The sequence below is a fragment of the Kordiimonas lacus genome (assembly GCF_001550055.1).
Taxonomy (GTDB): domain Bacteria; phylum Pseudomonadota; class Alphaproteobacteria; order Sphingomonadales; family Kordiimonadaceae; genus Kordiimonas; species Kordiimonas lacus.
On record NZ_LRUA01000001.1, the window covers coordinates 138,023 to 153,092 of the forward strand.

At 58.0% G+C, this 15,070-nt stretch carries 12 protein-coding genes; 3 read left to right on the forward strand and 9 right to left on the reverse strand.

Annotated features, from left to right (window positions below; translation table 11 throughout):
* From KORLAC_RS00630 to rimP, 3 genes are read right to left on the reverse strand one after another with little or no spacing between them, the layout of a single operon-like run.
* Window positions 1–660 carry an RNA-binding protein gene (locus KORLAC_RS00630; RefSeq protein ID WP_277620366.1) on the reverse strand — a complete coding sequence of 220 codons (660 nt, stop codon included), beginning with the start codon at window positions 658–660 and terminating at the stop codon, window positions 1–3.
* A 20-nt stretch (window positions 661–680) separates the two neighbouring features.
* On the reverse strand, window positions 681–2,348 hold the full coding sequence (gene nusA, locus KORLAC_RS00635; protein WP_068301248.1) for a transcription termination factor NusA: 1,668 nt from the start codon (window positions 2,346–2,348) through the stop codon (window positions 681–683).
* Between the two features lie 57 nt (window positions 2,349–2,405).
* Window positions 2,406–2,945 carry a ribosome maturation factor RimP gene (gene rimP, locus KORLAC_RS00640; protein WP_068301255.1) on the reverse strand — a complete coding sequence of 180 codons (540 nt, stop codon included), beginning with the start codon at window positions 2,943–2,945 and terminating at the stop codon, window positions 2,406–2,408.
* 303 nt (window positions 2,946–3,248) lie between these two features.
* Here rimP and KORLAC_RS00645 point away from each other — a divergent pair, with 303 nt between their 5' ends.
* From KORLAC_RS00645 to KORLAC_RS00655, 3 genes are all read left to right on the forward strand, one after another.
* Window positions 3,249–3,689 carry a MarR family winged helix-turn-helix transcriptional regulator gene (locus KORLAC_RS00645; protein WP_068301499.1) on the forward strand — a complete coding sequence of 147 codons (441 nt, stop codon included), beginning with the start codon at window positions 3,249–3,251 and terminating at the stop codon, window positions 3,687–3,689.
* 165 nt (window positions 3,690–3,854) lie between these two features.
* Window positions 3,855–7,022 carry an outer membrane lipoprotein-sorting protein gene (locus KORLAC_RS00650; protein WP_068301258.1) on the forward strand — a complete coding sequence of 1,056 codons (3,168 nt, stop codon included), beginning with the start codon at window positions 3,855–3,857 and terminating at the stop codon, window positions 7,020–7,022.
* A gap of 9 nt (window positions 7,023–7,031) precedes the next feature.
* Window positions 7,032–8,354, forward strand: coding sequence for a DUF1302 family protein (locus tag KORLAC_RS00655; protein WP_068301260.1), 1,323 nt, complete (start codon window positions 7,032–7,034; stop codon window positions 8,352–8,354).
* Between the two features lie 24 nt (window positions 8,355–8,378).
* On the opposite strand, the gene KORLAC_RS00660 is transcribed toward KORLAC_RS00655, so the two are convergent.
* From KORLAC_RS00660 to KORLAC_RS00685, 6 genes are all read right to left on the reverse strand, one after another.
* A complete protein-coding gene (locus KORLAC_RS00660) occupies window positions 8,379–9,104 on the reverse strand; it encodes an MbnP family protein (RefSeq protein ID WP_068301263.1) in 726 nt (241 codons plus the stop codon).
* The gene (locus KORLAC_RS00665; RefSeq protein WP_068301265.1) at window positions 9,091–10,227 is read right to left on the reverse strand and encodes a cytochrome-c peroxidase; all 1,137 of its coding nucleotides are present in this window, start codon (window positions 10,225–10,227) and stop codon (window positions 9,091–9,093) included. The genes KORLAC_RS00660 and KORLAC_RS00665 overlap by 14 nt, the downstream gene beginning before the upstream one ends.
* A gap of 12 nt (window positions 10,228–10,239) precedes the next feature.
* Window positions 10,240–11,553: a hypothetical protein gene (locus KORLAC_RS00670; RefSeq protein WP_068301267.1), complete on the reverse strand. Its 1,314-nt coding sequence runs from the start codon at window positions 11,551–11,553 to the stop codon at window positions 10,240–10,242.
* A gap of 94 nt (window positions 11,554–11,647) precedes the next feature.
* Window positions 11,648–12,382, reverse strand: coding sequence for a tRNA (guanine(46)-N(7))-methyltransferase TrmB (trmB, locus tag KORLAC_RS00675; protein ID WP_068301269.1), 735 nt, complete (start codon window positions 12,380–12,382; stop codon window positions 11,648–11,650).
* 74 nt (window positions 12,383–12,456) lie between these two features.
* Entirely contained in the window at window positions 12,457–14,070 is a 1,614-nt protein-coding gene (gene lnt, locus KORLAC_RS00680) for an apolipoprotein N-acyltransferase (RefSeq protein WP_074519529.1), read from the reverse strand.
* Between the two features lie 54 nt (window positions 14,071–14,124).
* On the reverse strand, window positions 14,125–15,057 hold the full coding sequence (locus tag KORLAC_RS00685) for a hemolysin family protein (RefSeq protein WP_068301275.1): 933 nt from the start codon (window positions 15,055–15,057) through the stop codon (window positions 14,125–14,127).
* Between the last annotated feature and the right edge of the window lie 13 nt (window positions 15,058–15,070).

The following is a 15,070-nucleotide window of genomic DNA, read 5'->3' on the forward strand; positions in this document are numbered from 1 at the left end:
CTAATCTTCGTTCCTCTGCCCTTCTTCATGAGAGGGCGCTTCACTGATCAGCGGGCCTAGCCCGCGCATTCCATAAAGTCGACCAAAATCGACCTTAAGCCTGTCAGTGCCGCCGCTTTGCATCAGCAGCACATGTACAACATTATCCCGACCGAGCGCATTCGAGAGCGCTTCACGGTCAAACACAGCCACTTCCGGCACTTTCGCGCCAACCGCAGCCTTGATCTTCCGCCGACCGTCTTCGGCGCCGTCTGTCGCAGTCACCAGAAGCGCCGGCTTGCCGGTGCCCTTCTTGGTAAGCGCGGCCTTGATCTTGTCAAAGCCTGTTACCAGGTGTCCTGCGCGTTGCTCCAGACCCATACGGTCCAGACAGCGGCGCTCAAGCAAGCGGTCGATCGTCTCGCCGAGATCCCCGGGCACCGCGCTTTTCTGCACCTGCGCCTTGAGGGACCGGCTGGCCGCTTTTGCAAGCTGGCCGCTTTCAACCGCCTGGTCGATCATTGCCCGGTCAGCAGTAACCCACATGCCGCGCCCGGGCAACCGGGCTGCCACGTCCGGCACCAAAGTGCCGTCGGGGCTCATGACCAGCCTGATCAGAGCATCCTCCGACGCAGACTGCATCGTTAGTATACACCGCCGTTCTCGCATTGGCTGCTCCAACTTGCGGTGAGGAAGAGGCCTTACGCCTCTTCGCCTTTTTCTGCGGCGTCCGCGTCGCCTTCAGCGGCCTCGGCTGCATCTTCTTCGGCGCCTTCTTCGGCAGCTTCTTCAGCCACTTCTTCGGATGCTTCTTCAGCTTCCTCGGAATTACCGAATGCTTCCTCAGCCGAAATCCAGCCCAGAACCACACGCGCCGACATGATCATATCGCTGGCTTCATCTTCAGTCAGGCTGAAGTCACGCAGGATACCATCTTCCTTGCTCGTAAGCTCGTCTGCTGCACAGCCGGCGAAGTCTTCAAGCGTTTTCACTTCGTCTTCACCCAGCTTCACAAGCATCTGTGGCGTCAGGCCTTCAACGTCCGCGAGGTCGTCGGAAACGCCCATCTCACGGCGCTTTTCGTCAGCAGCACGCGCTTCAGCTTCAAGGAAGTCAGCAGCACGGCGCTGAAGCTCAGCCACCAGATCGTCGTCGAAGCCTTCAACAGCCAGAAGCTCTTCAGGCTCAACGTAAGCAATTTCTTCCACCTCGGTGAAGCCTTCAGCCACCAGAAGGTGTGCCAGCGTATCGTCCACATCCAGGGCTTCCACGAAGCGCTTGGATTGGGTCATGAACTCTTCCTGGCGGCGTTCGCTTTCTTCCGCCTCGGTCATGATATCGATGGTCCAGCCCGTGAGCTGCGATGCCAGACGCACGTTCTGGCCGCGGCGGCCAATGGCCAGCGACAGCTGATCGTCAGGCACAACCACTTCAACACGGGAACGCTCTTCGTCCAGAACCACCTTGGAAACTTCCGCAGGCTGCAGCGCGTTCACAATGAAGGACGCCACATCAGGGGACCAAGGAATAATGTCGATCTTCTCGCCCTGCAGCTCGTTCACAACGGCCTGCACGCGGCTACCGCGCATACCAACGCAGGCACCAACCGGGTCGATACCGCCATCGTTGGAGATCACGGCGATTTTCGCACGGCTGCCCGGATCGCGGGCTACGGAACGAATCTCGATAATGCCATCATAGATCTCTGGCACTTCCTGTGCAAACAGGGCGGCCATAAAGTCTGGCTTGGTGCGGGACATGAAGATTTGCGGGCCACGGTTTTCACGGCGCACTTCATAGATATACCCACGGATACGTTCGTTCTGGCGGATATGTTCACGCGGGATCACCTGGTCTCGGCGCATGATAGCTTCCGCACGACCCAGATCCACAATCACGTTACCATATTCAACGCGCTTGACGACGCCGGTGATGGTTTCACCCACGCGGTCTTTATATTCTTCGTACTGACGCTGACGCTCTGCATCACGCACCTTCTGCACAATCACCTGCTTGGCGGTTTGGGCAGCGATACGGCCGAAGTCCATCGGCGGCAGGCTGGACGCCAGATAATCACCGATTTCGGCGTCCGGCTTGTCTTCCTTGGCGTCTTCCAGGCTGATCTCTACAGCCGGGTTTTCTACTTCCTCGACAACCTCGAGAACGCGGAACAGGCGAATGTCGCCGGTGTTCTTGTCGATCTGGGCCCGGATTTCGTTTTCAGCGCCATAGCGGGAACGAGCCGCTTTCTGGATCGCCTCTTCCATGGCTTCAAGAACGATGTCCTTGTCGATCGATTTTTCACGCGCCACAAGATCCGCGATCTGCAGCAATTCCAACCTGTTTGCACTGACAGCAGCAGCCATCATCTTTACTCCGTCGCTTTCAGAGCGTGGCACCCGGAAGCGCCAAGCCAGCAAAAAACCTTAAGTGTCCGCCCCATCTGTGCCGTCTGGCGCATCGTCAGGGTTCGCCTGAGCCTTTGCAGCGTTCTGCACAGCCTCAAGAAGTTCATCAGTCAGGATCAGTTTCGCTTTCGAGATGCCGTCAAAATCGAGCTCGACAACGCCCTCGTCAGTTTCAATGGTCACCATATTGTCCTTGAAGGACGTCATGGGACCCCGGAAACGCCGGCGGCCGTCCATCTGCTCTTCCATTTCGACCTTCACTTCAAAGCCCACCCAGCGCTCGAAATCCTTGCGCCTGGTCAGCGGACGGTCAACACCCGGCGAACTTACCTCAAGGAGGTATTCACCTGGCAATGGATCTTCAACATCCAGGATAAGCGAAAGCTCGCGAGACAAGGTCGCGCAATCATCAACACCCATGGTGCCATCCGGCTTTTCCGCCATCACCTGCAGCGTAGGCTTGCGCCCACCGCCATAGGTTACGCGAACAAGTTCAAAGCCGAGGGCCTCTACGGTCGGTTCGATCAAAGCAGCAATGTTAGTCGCAGCGTCGCTCACTAGTCCTGTCCTTTCACACTTCACGCCGGGCCGAACACACTGGCCCACTACGTTCTAGGTATGGGTTATCGCGGGCAGTGGGCCGAAGCCCACTCCTGGAATAATCAACCAATACTCTAGGAGAAGCGGGCTCTGTATACAGCGAACACGCTTTTGGGGCAACCCCGAATCTGAAGCCTTCCTCTTATTGGTCTGGCCTGTCGAAACAGCGGTGCCGATTCGGTCTTCTTCCGTCATGGTATACCGCATCAGGCGCAGATCGTCACCTTGACATTTATCAATATTAGTGCATATACACATATTATGAATGATCAAGACATCATAGAACAGCTTCGGCAGGACGTCGCCGGCCAGTGCGCATGCCAGAAGATACGCAAGGCAAGCCGAACCATCACGCGCCGTTACGATGACGCGCTCAAGCCTTTCGGCCTGACAGGCAACCAGTTCACCATGCTGACGATCATTTCGCTGGCCGATAAGGTAACCCTTTCCAGGCTTGCGGAAATCATCGGCATGGAACGCACAACCCTGATCCGCAACCTGAAACCGCTCGAGCGCGCGGGGCTTGTGACCATCGCCACCGAAGAGTCCCGCCGGGCCAAGCACGCCACCATATCCAGCCAGGGGCTGAACACACTTGCAGAGACCCTTCCCGTGTGGCGCAAGACACAAGCGTCACTGAAAGCCGACCTGGGGGACAAGACCTGGCAGGTTGTGCACCAGGGGCTGGACGCCATCAGCTAGATATCAAGGAATACCGGAATGAATACCCGCATCACCGTACCACCGACCATAATGTGTATATACACGTATATGAAACCATGCGCCGGTGACCGCAAGTGCCTCCCCCCTTGCCATCCCGGTCATTTACCCAAAAACGTGTAATTACACCATAACGTGAGACATGCCATGAACACGCCTTCCCCCAAAGCCACCCGTCTTTTCACCCTGCTGACGAACTGGCCAAAGACCATCCTGATCCTGAGCGTCCTGATGATTGCGGCAACCGCCAGCTTCATGCCAAAAATTCACAAGGACACCAGCTCCGACGCCTTCATCGAAAAAGATGATCCGGTGCTGCTGTACCGGGAACATGTCCGGCGCACCTTCGGGCTTGAAGACCCGATTGTGGTGGCTGTGGTGAACGACGGTGAAAACGGCGTGTTCAACTCCGAAAGCCTGGCGCTGGTTGGCGCCCTGACGGAAAAGGTTGCCGCCCTGCCAAACGTCGACCCCGACAAGATCATGTCGCTGGCTACCGAAAGCAACATTGTCGGCACATTCGATGGCATGGAGGTCACAGACTTTTACGATCCCCTGCCAACCACGCAGGCGCACGCAGACGCCATCCGCGATGCCGTCCAGGACTTTCCCCTGTACCAGGGCAGCCTGGTTGCCAGAAACGGTCAGTCTACCCTTATCATCGCCGAATTGCTTGACCAGGAAATCGCCGAACAAACCTATCAGGACGTCATGGCCGTTGTGGCTGCCGAGGATATCCCGGACGGCAACGCCGTTCATGTCGCGGGTGAGGGCGCAATCTCGGGCTATCTTGCCACCTATATCGATAATGATGCCAAAACCCTGAACCCCCTGGCGGGCGTTGTTATCACCATTGTGCTGTTTGTCGCCTTTCGCACTGTCGCGGGTGCCCTGCTGCCCAACGTCATCGTTCTGGGGACTGTCGCAGCGTCGCTTGGACTGATGGCTGCCTTTGGGGTGTCCTTCTATGTGATCACCAACGGGCTTGCGACCATCCTGATCGGGATCGCGGTTGCCGACAGCATCCATATCCTGAGCCAGGTGTATGAGGAGAAAGTCCGCACCCCGGACGCGTCGCAGCGCGAGATTACCGTTCGGGCCATGGCCAAGATGTGGCAACCGGTAACCCTGACAACCATCACCACCATCGCTGGCTTCATGGGGCTATGGCTGGGCGCCGAAATGCCGCCGATGAAATACTTCGGCCTGTTTGCCGCCATTGGCGTAGCTGGCGCCTGGTTCTATTCCATGACCTTCCTGCCCGCAGCGCTGACGCTTTTCAACATCAAGCCCAGCCGGCTTTTTGCCGGGGCGAACGTTGGTGACCGCTATGGTCACCTGCTGGCGGCCCTTGGTGCGCGCGCGCTCAAGCATTCGAAGGTCACCCTGGCAATCGGCATCCTTGTGGCTGTTCTGGGGGTGGCCGGCACCAGCCGTGTGCTGATCCAGGAAGCCCAGATTGAAAACTTCCAAACCGACGAGCCGCTCTATATCGCAGACACTGAAATCAACGCCCGCATGGACGGCACCTATTTCCTGGACGTCATTGTGGAGGCAGATGAAAAAGAAGCCCTGTTCCAACCGGCCAACCTGCGCCGTATGGAAAGCCTGCAGGCCTATGTCGAGGGCCTTCCGGCGGTTCATGGGTCAACGTCGGTGGTTGACTATATCAAGCAGATGCACAAGGCCGTGAACGAGAACCGCCAGGAATTCTACACCATCCCGGATGACCCGGACCTCGTCGCACAGCTCTTCTTCCTCTATGCCGCGTCAGGTGACCCGACCGACTTTGAGGAAGAAGTGGACTATGACTATCAGAAGGCCAATATCCGTTTCAACCTGCCTGTGGCCGACTATCAGCTGCTGACACAGCTGATCCCGGAAATCCAGACCTACGTGGACACTCGCTTCAATACGGCCAGTATAAAAGCCACCCTTTCCGGCCGCGTGGCGGTAACGCACAAATGGATACAGACCATCGAAGAAAACCATGTGAAAAGCCTGGGCCTTTCCCTGCTGTTTGTTTTCATCGCCACTGTGCTTGTTTTCCGGTCCAGCATTGCCGGGCTCTTTGCCCTTGTGCCGGTGGTTATGGCCCTGTTGCTTGTTTATGCCGTCATGGGCTTTGGCGGCATCTGGCTGGGCGTTGGCACCAGCATGTTTGCCGCCATCGCAATCGGCCTGGGGATTGACTTTGCCATCCACACGCTAGACCGCATGAAGGACCTGCTGGCCACTAGAAGCGGCAGCTATGACGAACGCCTGCAGGACCTGTTCCCGTCAACGGGTCGGGCCCTGTTCTTCAATTTTGCTGCCCTGGCCCTTGGTTTTGCGGTGTTGACCACCAGCGAAGTGCCGCCGCTGCTGCGCTTCGGTCTGCTTGTTGTCACCGCTGTGTCCACCGCCTTCCTTGCGGGTATCACGCTGTTGCCGGTCCTGGGCAAGCTGGTGCGCCCGGCCTTCCTGTTCCGCAACGCAGACGAGGCGGGGCTGTCAAAGCCGGCATCCGTAACGGCTTCCCTGCTGATCGCCGCAACTGGCGCGGCGCTGTTGCTGCACACGTCCCCTGCAGACGCAGACACATTGCCCAGCGCAGACGAGGTAATCGCCAAGGTCAACGCCCGTGAAGAAGGCGAATGGGTCAGCCGCACGCTCAAAATGGAACTGATTGATCGGCGCGGCAAAACACGAACCCGGGATACGGAGGGGTATCGGCGCTATTTCGGCGATGAGAAACGCACTGTGTTGTTCTACACCGCGCCTTCAAGCGTGAAGGGCACAGGCTTCCTGACCTACGACTATCCCGACGCCGACACGGACGACGATCAGTGGCTTTACCTGCCTGCGCTCAGGAAAATTCGCCGCATCTCAGCGTCAGACCGTGGCGACTATTTCCTGGGAACCGACCTCAGCTATGAGGACATCAAGAAGGAAGGCAAGGTTGCCGCTGAAGATTATGCCTTCAAAACCATGGGCTTGGAAACGGTGGATGGGTTTGAAACCATCGTCATAGAAGGCATTCCAAAAGATGAAGAGACGGCAAAGGAACTTGGCTATGGCCGCGTGCTGTGGCGGATCGACCCCACCATATGGATGTCGCGCAAGGCCGAGATGTGGGACGTGGGCGGCAACCCGCTCAAGGTCGTCCATAATTCCGACATTCGCAAAGTGTCCGGCATCTGGACCACCCACCGGATTGACGTGGAAAACCTCAAGACCGGCCACCGGACAATCTTCACCTTCGCAGAAGTGGATTACGGCACCGAAGTGGATGAAGCCATGTTTGAACAGCGCAGCTTGAAGCGCGGCCGATAGGAGACGAGCATGCGGCTTGTACCGAGTATCAGAACAACCATTGGCGCCCTCATTCTTGCCACTGCCCCTGTAAGCGCCGACATGTTTGAAAACCTGGAGGTGTCCGGCATCGCTGAAACCAGCCTGGCCCTGGGCCTCAGCGACGGCAGCTTGCAGAAAAGCACTGTCACACTGACACCCGAGGTCCACTTCGACCTGTCCAGCCGGACACGCGTTACCCTGATCGGTCGCCTGCGCAGCGACTTGAAAGACACGCTGGAGCCCGGCAGGCCAGATGGTCAGGCCCGCGCAACCTTGAGCGACCGGTGGCATATCGGCAGCCATCTTGAGGCGGAACTGAGAGAGGCCTACCTGGACACGGAAATCGGTGCCACCTTCCTCAGGCTTGGCAAGCAACAGATTGTCTGGGGGCAGGCGGATGGCCTGAAGGTGCTTGATGTCCTGAACCCGCAATCCTTTGCCGAATTCATCCTGCCGGATTTTGAAGACAGCCGCATTCCCCTGTGGGCGGCCAACGCTGAAATTCCTGTCGGCGACCTGACGCTGCAGCTGATCTGGATTCCCGACACCACATACGACGAAATTCCTGAGCCCGGCTCGGCCTTCGCCTTTACCTCACCGCTGATTGTTCCCAGCGCGCCGCCCGGTGTGCCCGTCACTTTTGCCGATGCCGACAAGCCGGGCAACGCCTTCACGGACAGCGACGTTGCCGCTAAGCTTTCGGCCTTCACAGGCGGCTGGGACCTCAGCCTGAATTACGCCTATCACTATGCCGACAGGCCTGTGGTGCGCCGGATTGCATCTGCGCAAGGCATAACCATCCGCCAAAACTATGAACGCAGCCATCTGCTGGGCGGCACATTTTCCAATGTCTTTGGTGACATCACGGTGCGGGGCGAAATCGGATACGCCACCAACAAATACTTCCGCACCGATGACATGACAGATCAGGACGGCGTGGTGCGGGCCAATGATTTTTCCTACGTGCTGGGGGCAGACTATGCCGGCTTTACCGACTGGTTCCTGAGCACCCAGATCTTCCAGTCTCATCTGAGCAAGGCACCCCTTGGCCTTGTGCGGTCCGGGACCGAAACACGGGCCACCTTTCTGGCGCGCCGCAGTTTCATGAACGAAGCCCTGCTGGCGGAAGCCCTCCTTATCCAGAGCCTGAATGACGGCGACGGCCTGCTGCAGGCCTCGCTGGTTTATGAATGGCGCAGCAACATAAGGCTGAAAGCCGGTGCTGACATTTTCTACGGCAAGCGCGATGGCCTGTTCGGCCAGTTTCGCAACAAGGACAGGATAAGTGTTGGCATGGAAGTCAGCTTCTAGAAACCAGCAAACGCCATCACGCCGCTATTGGCTGGCGGAAATCATATTCGGGAAGCCTGCGGCTATTCTGGCGGCATCGTCCCGGTCAAACTTCACAGACGGTGTAGTGACCATATCAAGTGGCCCATCCGCCCTGAACAGGGCAGCAATATCGACCGTAAAGCGCACAATGGTTTCCTCACCACTCTCTGCCGCTGCGGCAAAAGGCAGGGACTGCGGCGTATAGTTTTCGTCAAAGCCCACATGATAGACAAGCGGCAGGAAGCCTTCACTGTCCTCCAGCCCGCCCTCAAACAGGATGAATTTGTATCCAACCTGCCAGTTCCAGGCCATACGGTTGTTGGGGTCGAGGTCGCCTGTGATCTTGATGGTGCCATTGGCTTCCGGGTCCACCCCGATGCCCCAGTGGATGGCATCGAACGCGCTGGCATCCATCGCTGGCAACCTGATCTCGGTATACGGCTGGTCGCCATCAAAGCGCAGCAGATGATAGCTGTCAGGCAAAACATAATCCCCGCCCGGCCCCGTCAGTCTGATGTTGCTCAGATAGAACTGGAAGTCGCGGACCTTGAACTGCCCGTCACCGCCCGGATTTTGATAGCGCATGTCATCAAGCACGAGAGGTTCGCCGTCCACAAGGGCGTGGAAGCGAAGCGATATGGGCTTCACGGCCGGCTTCATCTCCAGAAAGACCCACAGCAGCGCAGCAGAAAGAATCGTAACGGCAAGAAGTGTTTTAGCGCGCGTCATCTCCGGCCTCCTCTTCAAATGGATTCGAAAAACGCGGGTCTGTCAGGAAATCCTCATCCGTCAGCGTATGCAGGAACGCGATGATGGCCTTCTTCTCATCTGCTGTGAGATTCAGGCTGATTTGCCCACGCTGGCGCCGGTCGAGCGGCTGGTTATCGGCCTCGACGATAAGCGGGCTCAGCGTACTGCTGTCCTTGATGCCGCTATCATAATGGTCCAGCACCTCTTCCAGTGTGTCAAACCGGCCGTCGTGCATATAGGGCGCCGTCACCGCAATGTTTCGCAGGGACGGCGTCTTGAAGAAGCCCCTGTGTGCTGCCTTGCCGGTCACCGCTGACAGGCCGGGCAGCAGGCCGTCCTCACCGTCCAGGCCATTATTGGAGAAGCCATCCAGGGCTGTTGAAAAGCCGCTTGTCAGGAACTGGCTGTGACAGTCGATACAGTTACCGCCCTTCTGCGCCACCTTGGCATCCGGATGCGCCATAAAAAGTTTGCGGCCTTTTTCCTCCTCCGGCGTCAGGGAAATCTCGCCCCGCAGATACTGGTCATAGCGGCTGTTGGCCGACACCAGGGTGCGCTGGAAACTGGCCAGCGCCATGGCAACTGCCTCTGGGCTGATGCCGCCATAGGCCGTATCGAACAGCGCTTTGTAGGTTTCATCTTCCGCCAGCTCATCCATAAGCGCGTCCAGGTCCTGCGCCATTTCGTCAGGGTGCTGGATGGGGTTGAGCGCCTGATCCTCGAGCGACACACTCCTGCCGTCCCAGAAAAAGCGCTGCGGCCCCCACAAGAGGTTGGTCAGCGCCATGCTGTTGAAGCTGAGCGGCACACCCGACGCCCCAACGCTTGCCTTCAGGCCGTCCGTAAACCCAAGCGCCTGCTGGTGGCAGGTGGCACAGGAAATCTCATTGTTGCCCGACAGGCGCGGATCATAAAAGAGCCGCCGACCAAGGGCGACGCCCTCCTTGGTCAGCGGGTTTTCTTTCGGCACCTGAAAGTGCCCATAGACAAATGGCACTGTGAAGTCCGCAAGGGGTGTGGTGGCCTTCCGTGGCATACCCGCCAGAAAATAGACCGCGCCCCCAGCCAGCAACAAGGCTGCTATGACAAACTTCTTACTCATGCCAACTGGCTTCTAGTGGTGGTGTACAAATCCCGATCCAAACAGGGCTTCCACATTGTCGATGCCCTTGTTGTATCTTTCCTTGATGTTGATCGTGCCCAGGCGCTCCCCTGTCGCCAGGTCATGGACCGTCAGGGAATGGTCATTGAGCTTGGCGATGAAATCGACATCGGTCGGGTCATTGTCAGCCGCGTTCCCAAGGTTCAGAAGGTTGTTCTGTACCGCCATCACCTTGCGCCCCGAAGCAGTGGTGTAGAAGATCATATGGTGGGCGCCAAGCTCCGCCTTGATGTCTGGCCCGGTGGATACCAGGTCAGGCAACTTGGCCAGATCATAGCGCTTCACAATGCCCGGGATCGCGTGGCTGACAAACAGCTCTGTCTCGTTGCCGTAAAACTCGAGCGGAACCCCGGTGCCGTTTGAAGCGCCGTCGTAAAGCTTCTCGGGCGCGCCGAAGGATTTGCTTTCAGCGTCATAGGGTACCTTCCAGGTTTCAAACCCGAACATGGTGTTGACCAGCACAGCCGGCTCCACGTCCGGTACAATGCTTGGGCGCACAAACAGCAGCTCCACCGGAGAAGACGGGAAGCCGACAGGCTTGGCGTCCTCGACCACGATATTCTCGATCGGCTCCATGCTATTGAGGTCAATCACATGGATAGAGTTGCCAACCCCGGTCTTGAGGTCCGGGTGCACGGTGGAAGCAACGACCATCCGGTCACCGTAGGCCGAAATACCGTGCGGATACATGATGAAGGGCTCGCCTTCTTCAACGCTGCTTTTACGGCGTTCGATCACCTTCACCACGGCATTGGTCTGGGCATCAAACACGCCGACCGACCCGCCATCCGCCTGATCCAGCCCCGTGCCGCCCATGAAGGTCACGAACATATATTCCGTGCCGTTCGCCGTGTGCCACATGATGTCTTCGGCAATCACCTGGCCCTGGGTATCAATGCAGGTGACGCCGTTGATAACCGGGTCACCCTGCGCGTTCCGCGCAAGGCCGATTTCCGCGAGGCTGCAATCGGTGTTCAGCCCGGTGGCGTACAGCCGTCCGTTGGGGCTGTAATACAGATGGTGCAATGGGCCATCGAACTCTGGCAGGTCATAGTCATACAGAAGATCGCCGAATGTCTCTGATTCAGGATCCAGATCAATGATGGCGATACTGTCTTTGGTGCCAAGTGTCGGCAGGCCGCTCAACAAGACCACCCCGTGGCCTTCCTCCATATTGCGCTCAGGCGCGGCTTCTTCCGCCTGATCAGAGCAACCGGCCAGCGCCAGCGTCAGGCCGGCGATTAACAATTTGTTTTTGATGGACATAAGACTCCCCTTCCCGAAAGAGTTTCCAAGAAGGAGATGCTATAACCAAAGGTGCAGCTACTCAACTGCGCAATTGCAGGTGGGTTGGCAGGCCTCAGGCCTTCACGTCAGCGCGCGGGACGCGGCGGAAGCGGAAATAGGTGGCGCGACCCTCGAGTGCCTTGACCTCATAGCGCGTTTCCGGCCAGTCGTCCGGGCGGGTCAGCCAGTCCTCGGGACCTTCAGCCAGCCATTCGAAATCATTCCGCTCAGCCATCTGCAGCATGGTCCATTCGCGGTAGATCGGGTGGTCCGTGCCAACACGGAACTCAGCGCCATCTTTCATGATTCGCGCCAGGTCATTCAGGTTCATCTGGTTGACAAACCGGCGGCGGGCATGGCGGGTCTTGGGCCAGGGGTCCGGGTGCAGAAGGAACAGGCGGTCAACACTGGCGTCCGGCAGCTTCCAGATCACGTGCCGGGCATCGTCGCCGTAAACCCGGATATTCTGGATGTCGTTTTCCTCGATATGGGTCAACAGGCCAACCACACCGTTCAGGTAGGGCTCGCAGCCGATCAGCGACACATCAGGATGCGCCTGCGCCTGCCAGGCCAGATGCTCACCCTTGCCGAAACCGATCTCCAGCCACAGCGCCTCCACCGGCTTGCCAAAGACCGTTGCCGCATCCAGTGTCGCGTTTTCACCCTCAGGGATCTCGACGGAAATGGTCGGCAGAAAATCATCCATCAGGCTTTGCTGGCGGTTTGAGAAACTCTGTCCCTTGCGGCGCCCGAAAAAGCGCTGCTCCGGCAGCCTGAAGTCCTTGGTGTTTTTGTCTGTATCGCTCATGGCCGCCCCTATAGCGCAAACGGGCCCTATGACAAAGCCCCTTTTGTGCCCTTTTACGCGCGGTGTGCCCTTTTTCAGGCTGCCCTGTCGCGCCGCCAGCAGTAGATTACACGGGCCAGGGCAATCAGCGCACACAAGAGCGTCACCAGCAGAATCCGCGCGCCGGTGGTGATCGGCGGGGTGTCGATGGCTTGGGGAAGCGGGCTGTCCAGAATGCCTTCGCGCCCCACCGGCATGCTCGAAAGCGTGCGGCCGTATCCGTCGATCACCGCACTCACCCCCGTAGACGCCGCGCGCACCAGCGGCAGGCCTTCCTCGATCGCCCTCAGGCGCGCCAGTGCCAGATGCTGGTAGGGCCCTTCTGTGAACCCAAACCACGCATCGTTGGTAATGTTCAAAATCCATTCAGGTCGGTCACGAGTGTCGATCACCTGCCCTGGGAAAACGGCCTCATAGCACACAAGCGGTGAAAATCCGGGCGTTCCGGGCAGTGCGATGGTCTGGCGTGTCCGCCCCGCTGTCCAGGCGCTGCCGCCTGTCAACTGCGCCAGGCCAAGCTTTTTCAACAGGTTTTCATAGGGCAGATATTCGCCAAACGGCACCAGATGCACCTTGTCATAGCGCGCGTACAGGTCAGCGCTCGAGTTCAAGGCAAACAGGCTGTTATAATAATTATAGCCATCTTCCGTGCGCTGATAGCGCGGCGCGCCGGTAATGGCGAATGACCCATAATCCAACAGCTTGGACATACGCCAGCGGTGGATAGACCCGTCGCGGTCGAAGCTTTCGGTCTGCACCGCGGTTTCCGGCCAGATCAGAAGCCGCACGCCCTTGGCCTTGCCGTCCGGGTCTGCCGCGCGCGACAAGGTCATATGTTTGTCGAAATGGTCCTCAATCAGGTAGGAAAGCCACTTTTCGCGTTGTTTCACATTGGCCTGCACCAGGCGCATGGAAACGCCCAGGTGATAGTGCGTCTGGTTGCCGTCCAGCCGCGCATAGCCTGCCGTCGCTGTGGCTGCCAGAACCAGCACAGCCAATACTGGCGGCAGGATTGTTGCCTGCCAGCGCCCCGTATCCAGCAGCAACACAAACATGCCTGCCGCAAATACGGTCAGGAACGACAGGCCATAGACGCTGATATAATAGGTGCTTTGTGCCATGGGCAGCCATTCGGCCCACGCCGCCCCAACCAGGTGCCACGGAAAGCCCGTAAACCACATGCCGCGTGCGACCTCGAAAAGGGTCCAGACTGCTGCGAACAAAAGTACCCTGAGCCAGCCCCTGCACCAGAGCATGCGGCAAACCACAAAGACGATGCCGACGTAAAGCGACAGGATCGCCGACAAGGCCAGGATGGCCACAGGCGCCAAAATCACAGGCACAGCCTGCTGCTGGGTGAAAGAATGCCCGATCCAGCTAAGCCCGACTGCAAACAGCCCAAAGCCAACCCACCAGCCGTGGGCAAAAGCCTGTACGCTGTTTTTCGACCGGTCAATGAGCGCGATCATCAGTGGGATGGCAACAAACAGTAGGGGAAAGAAGTTGGCGGGCGCGAACGTGCGCGACAGCAGCACCCCAACAAGGAATGCGAAAGCATGCACAGCAAAACTGCTGCGCTTATCCAGCCAATCAAAAAGGCGCGTAAGTTGCGCGCCCAACATGGACTGATCCCGACCTTGATCGCTCATTTGCTGCTCTGCTTGTTCTTGCCAATCATTTGGCCGGGCGTCTAAGGTGCGCCTTTAGTCCTCAGCTGTCAGGGTGCTGTCTTCAGCACCCACATGAATGCGCACTTTGTGTATCCTGCGCGGGTCTGCGTCAACCACTTCAAACCGGTAACCGCTTTCATGAACCATAACCTCACCGATCTCGGGCACGCAACCCGCCAGTGAAAAGACAAGGCCGCCGACGGTGTCGACACCTTCATCCAGCTCTTCAGGAAGCAGGTCCACCCCTATGATTTCCTCAAGCTCGTCAACCTCAAGCCTGGCATCCACATCATAGCCACCATTTTCAAGCGGGGTAATGTAAGGGTCTTCGATTTCATCGTGCTCGTCTTCGATTTCGCCGAAGATTTCTTCAACGATATCCTCGACAGTCAACAGGCCGTCAGTACCGCCATATTCATCCACCACAATGGCCATGTGGGTCCGCGACAGACGCATCTTGGCCAGAAGGTCGATCACCTTCATCGACGGCGGCACGAAAAGCACAGGGCGCTGGATTGTAGACAGCTTGAACTCTTCAAGCTCGGCACCCTCAGCGGCGACGCGCAGGGCGTCTTTCACATGGACCATGCCCAAAACGGTATCGAGTGTTTCGCGGTACACCGGCATACGTGAATGGTTGGCGTCCGCAAACACCTTGATCAGGCCGCTGTAGCCGATATCACTGGGCACACCCACAATATCAGCGCGCGGCACCATCACGTCATCGACACGCAAGGCCCCATAACGAAGCACATTAAAGAGCATCTCGCGCTCTTCGTCCCCCAAGGACTGACCACGGGTTTCTTCTTCATGTTCCTCGATCGCCTCCTCAAGGCTTTCACGCAGGCTGACCTCGCCGTTCCGGAACCCAAGAAGGTCCTTGAGGGAACGCCAGAAACCGCCCTGCCCCTTTGAGGAGGCGCTACTACTGTCACCCGAAGGTGTATTTGCCGATTGGTCTGTCACTCTTTGTCGTCCA

Coding starts and splice junctions, on each gene's coding strand:
- KORLAC_RS00650 (WP_068301258.1), top strand. CDS start 3,855: ATGAACACGCCTTCCCCCAAAGCCACCCGTCTTTTCACCCTGCTGACG.
- KORLAC_RS00645 (WP_068301499.1), top strand. CDS start 3,249: ATGAATGATCAAGACATCATAGAACAGCTTCGGCAGGACGTCGCCGGC.
- KORLAC_RS00665 (WP_068301265.1), bottom strand. CDS start 10,227: ATGAGTAAGAAGTTTGTCATAGCAGCCTTGTTGCTGGCTGGGGGCGCG.
- KORLAC_RS00655 (WP_068301260.1), top strand. CDS start 7,032: ATGCGGCTTGTACCGAGTATCAGAACAACCATTGGCGCCCTCATTCTT.
- KORLAC_RS00670 (WP_068301267.1), bottom strand. CDS start 11,553: ATGTCCATCAAAAACAAATTGTTAATCGCCGGCCTGACGCTGGCGCTG.
- KORLAC_RS00660 (WP_068301263.1), bottom strand. CDS start 9,104: ATGACGCGCGCTAAAACACTTCTTGCCGTTACGATTCTTTCTGCTGCG.
- trmB (WP_068301269.1), bottom strand. CDS start 12,382: ATGAGCGATACAGACAAAAACACCAAGGACTTCAGGCTGCCGGAGCAG.
- lnt (WP_074519529.1), bottom strand. CDS start 14,070: ATGAGCGATCAAGGTCGGGATCAGTCCATGTTGGGCGCGCAACTTACG.
- nusA (WP_068301248.1), bottom strand. CDS start 2,348: ATGATGGCTGCTGCTGTCAGTGCAAACAGGTTGGAATTGCTGCAGATC.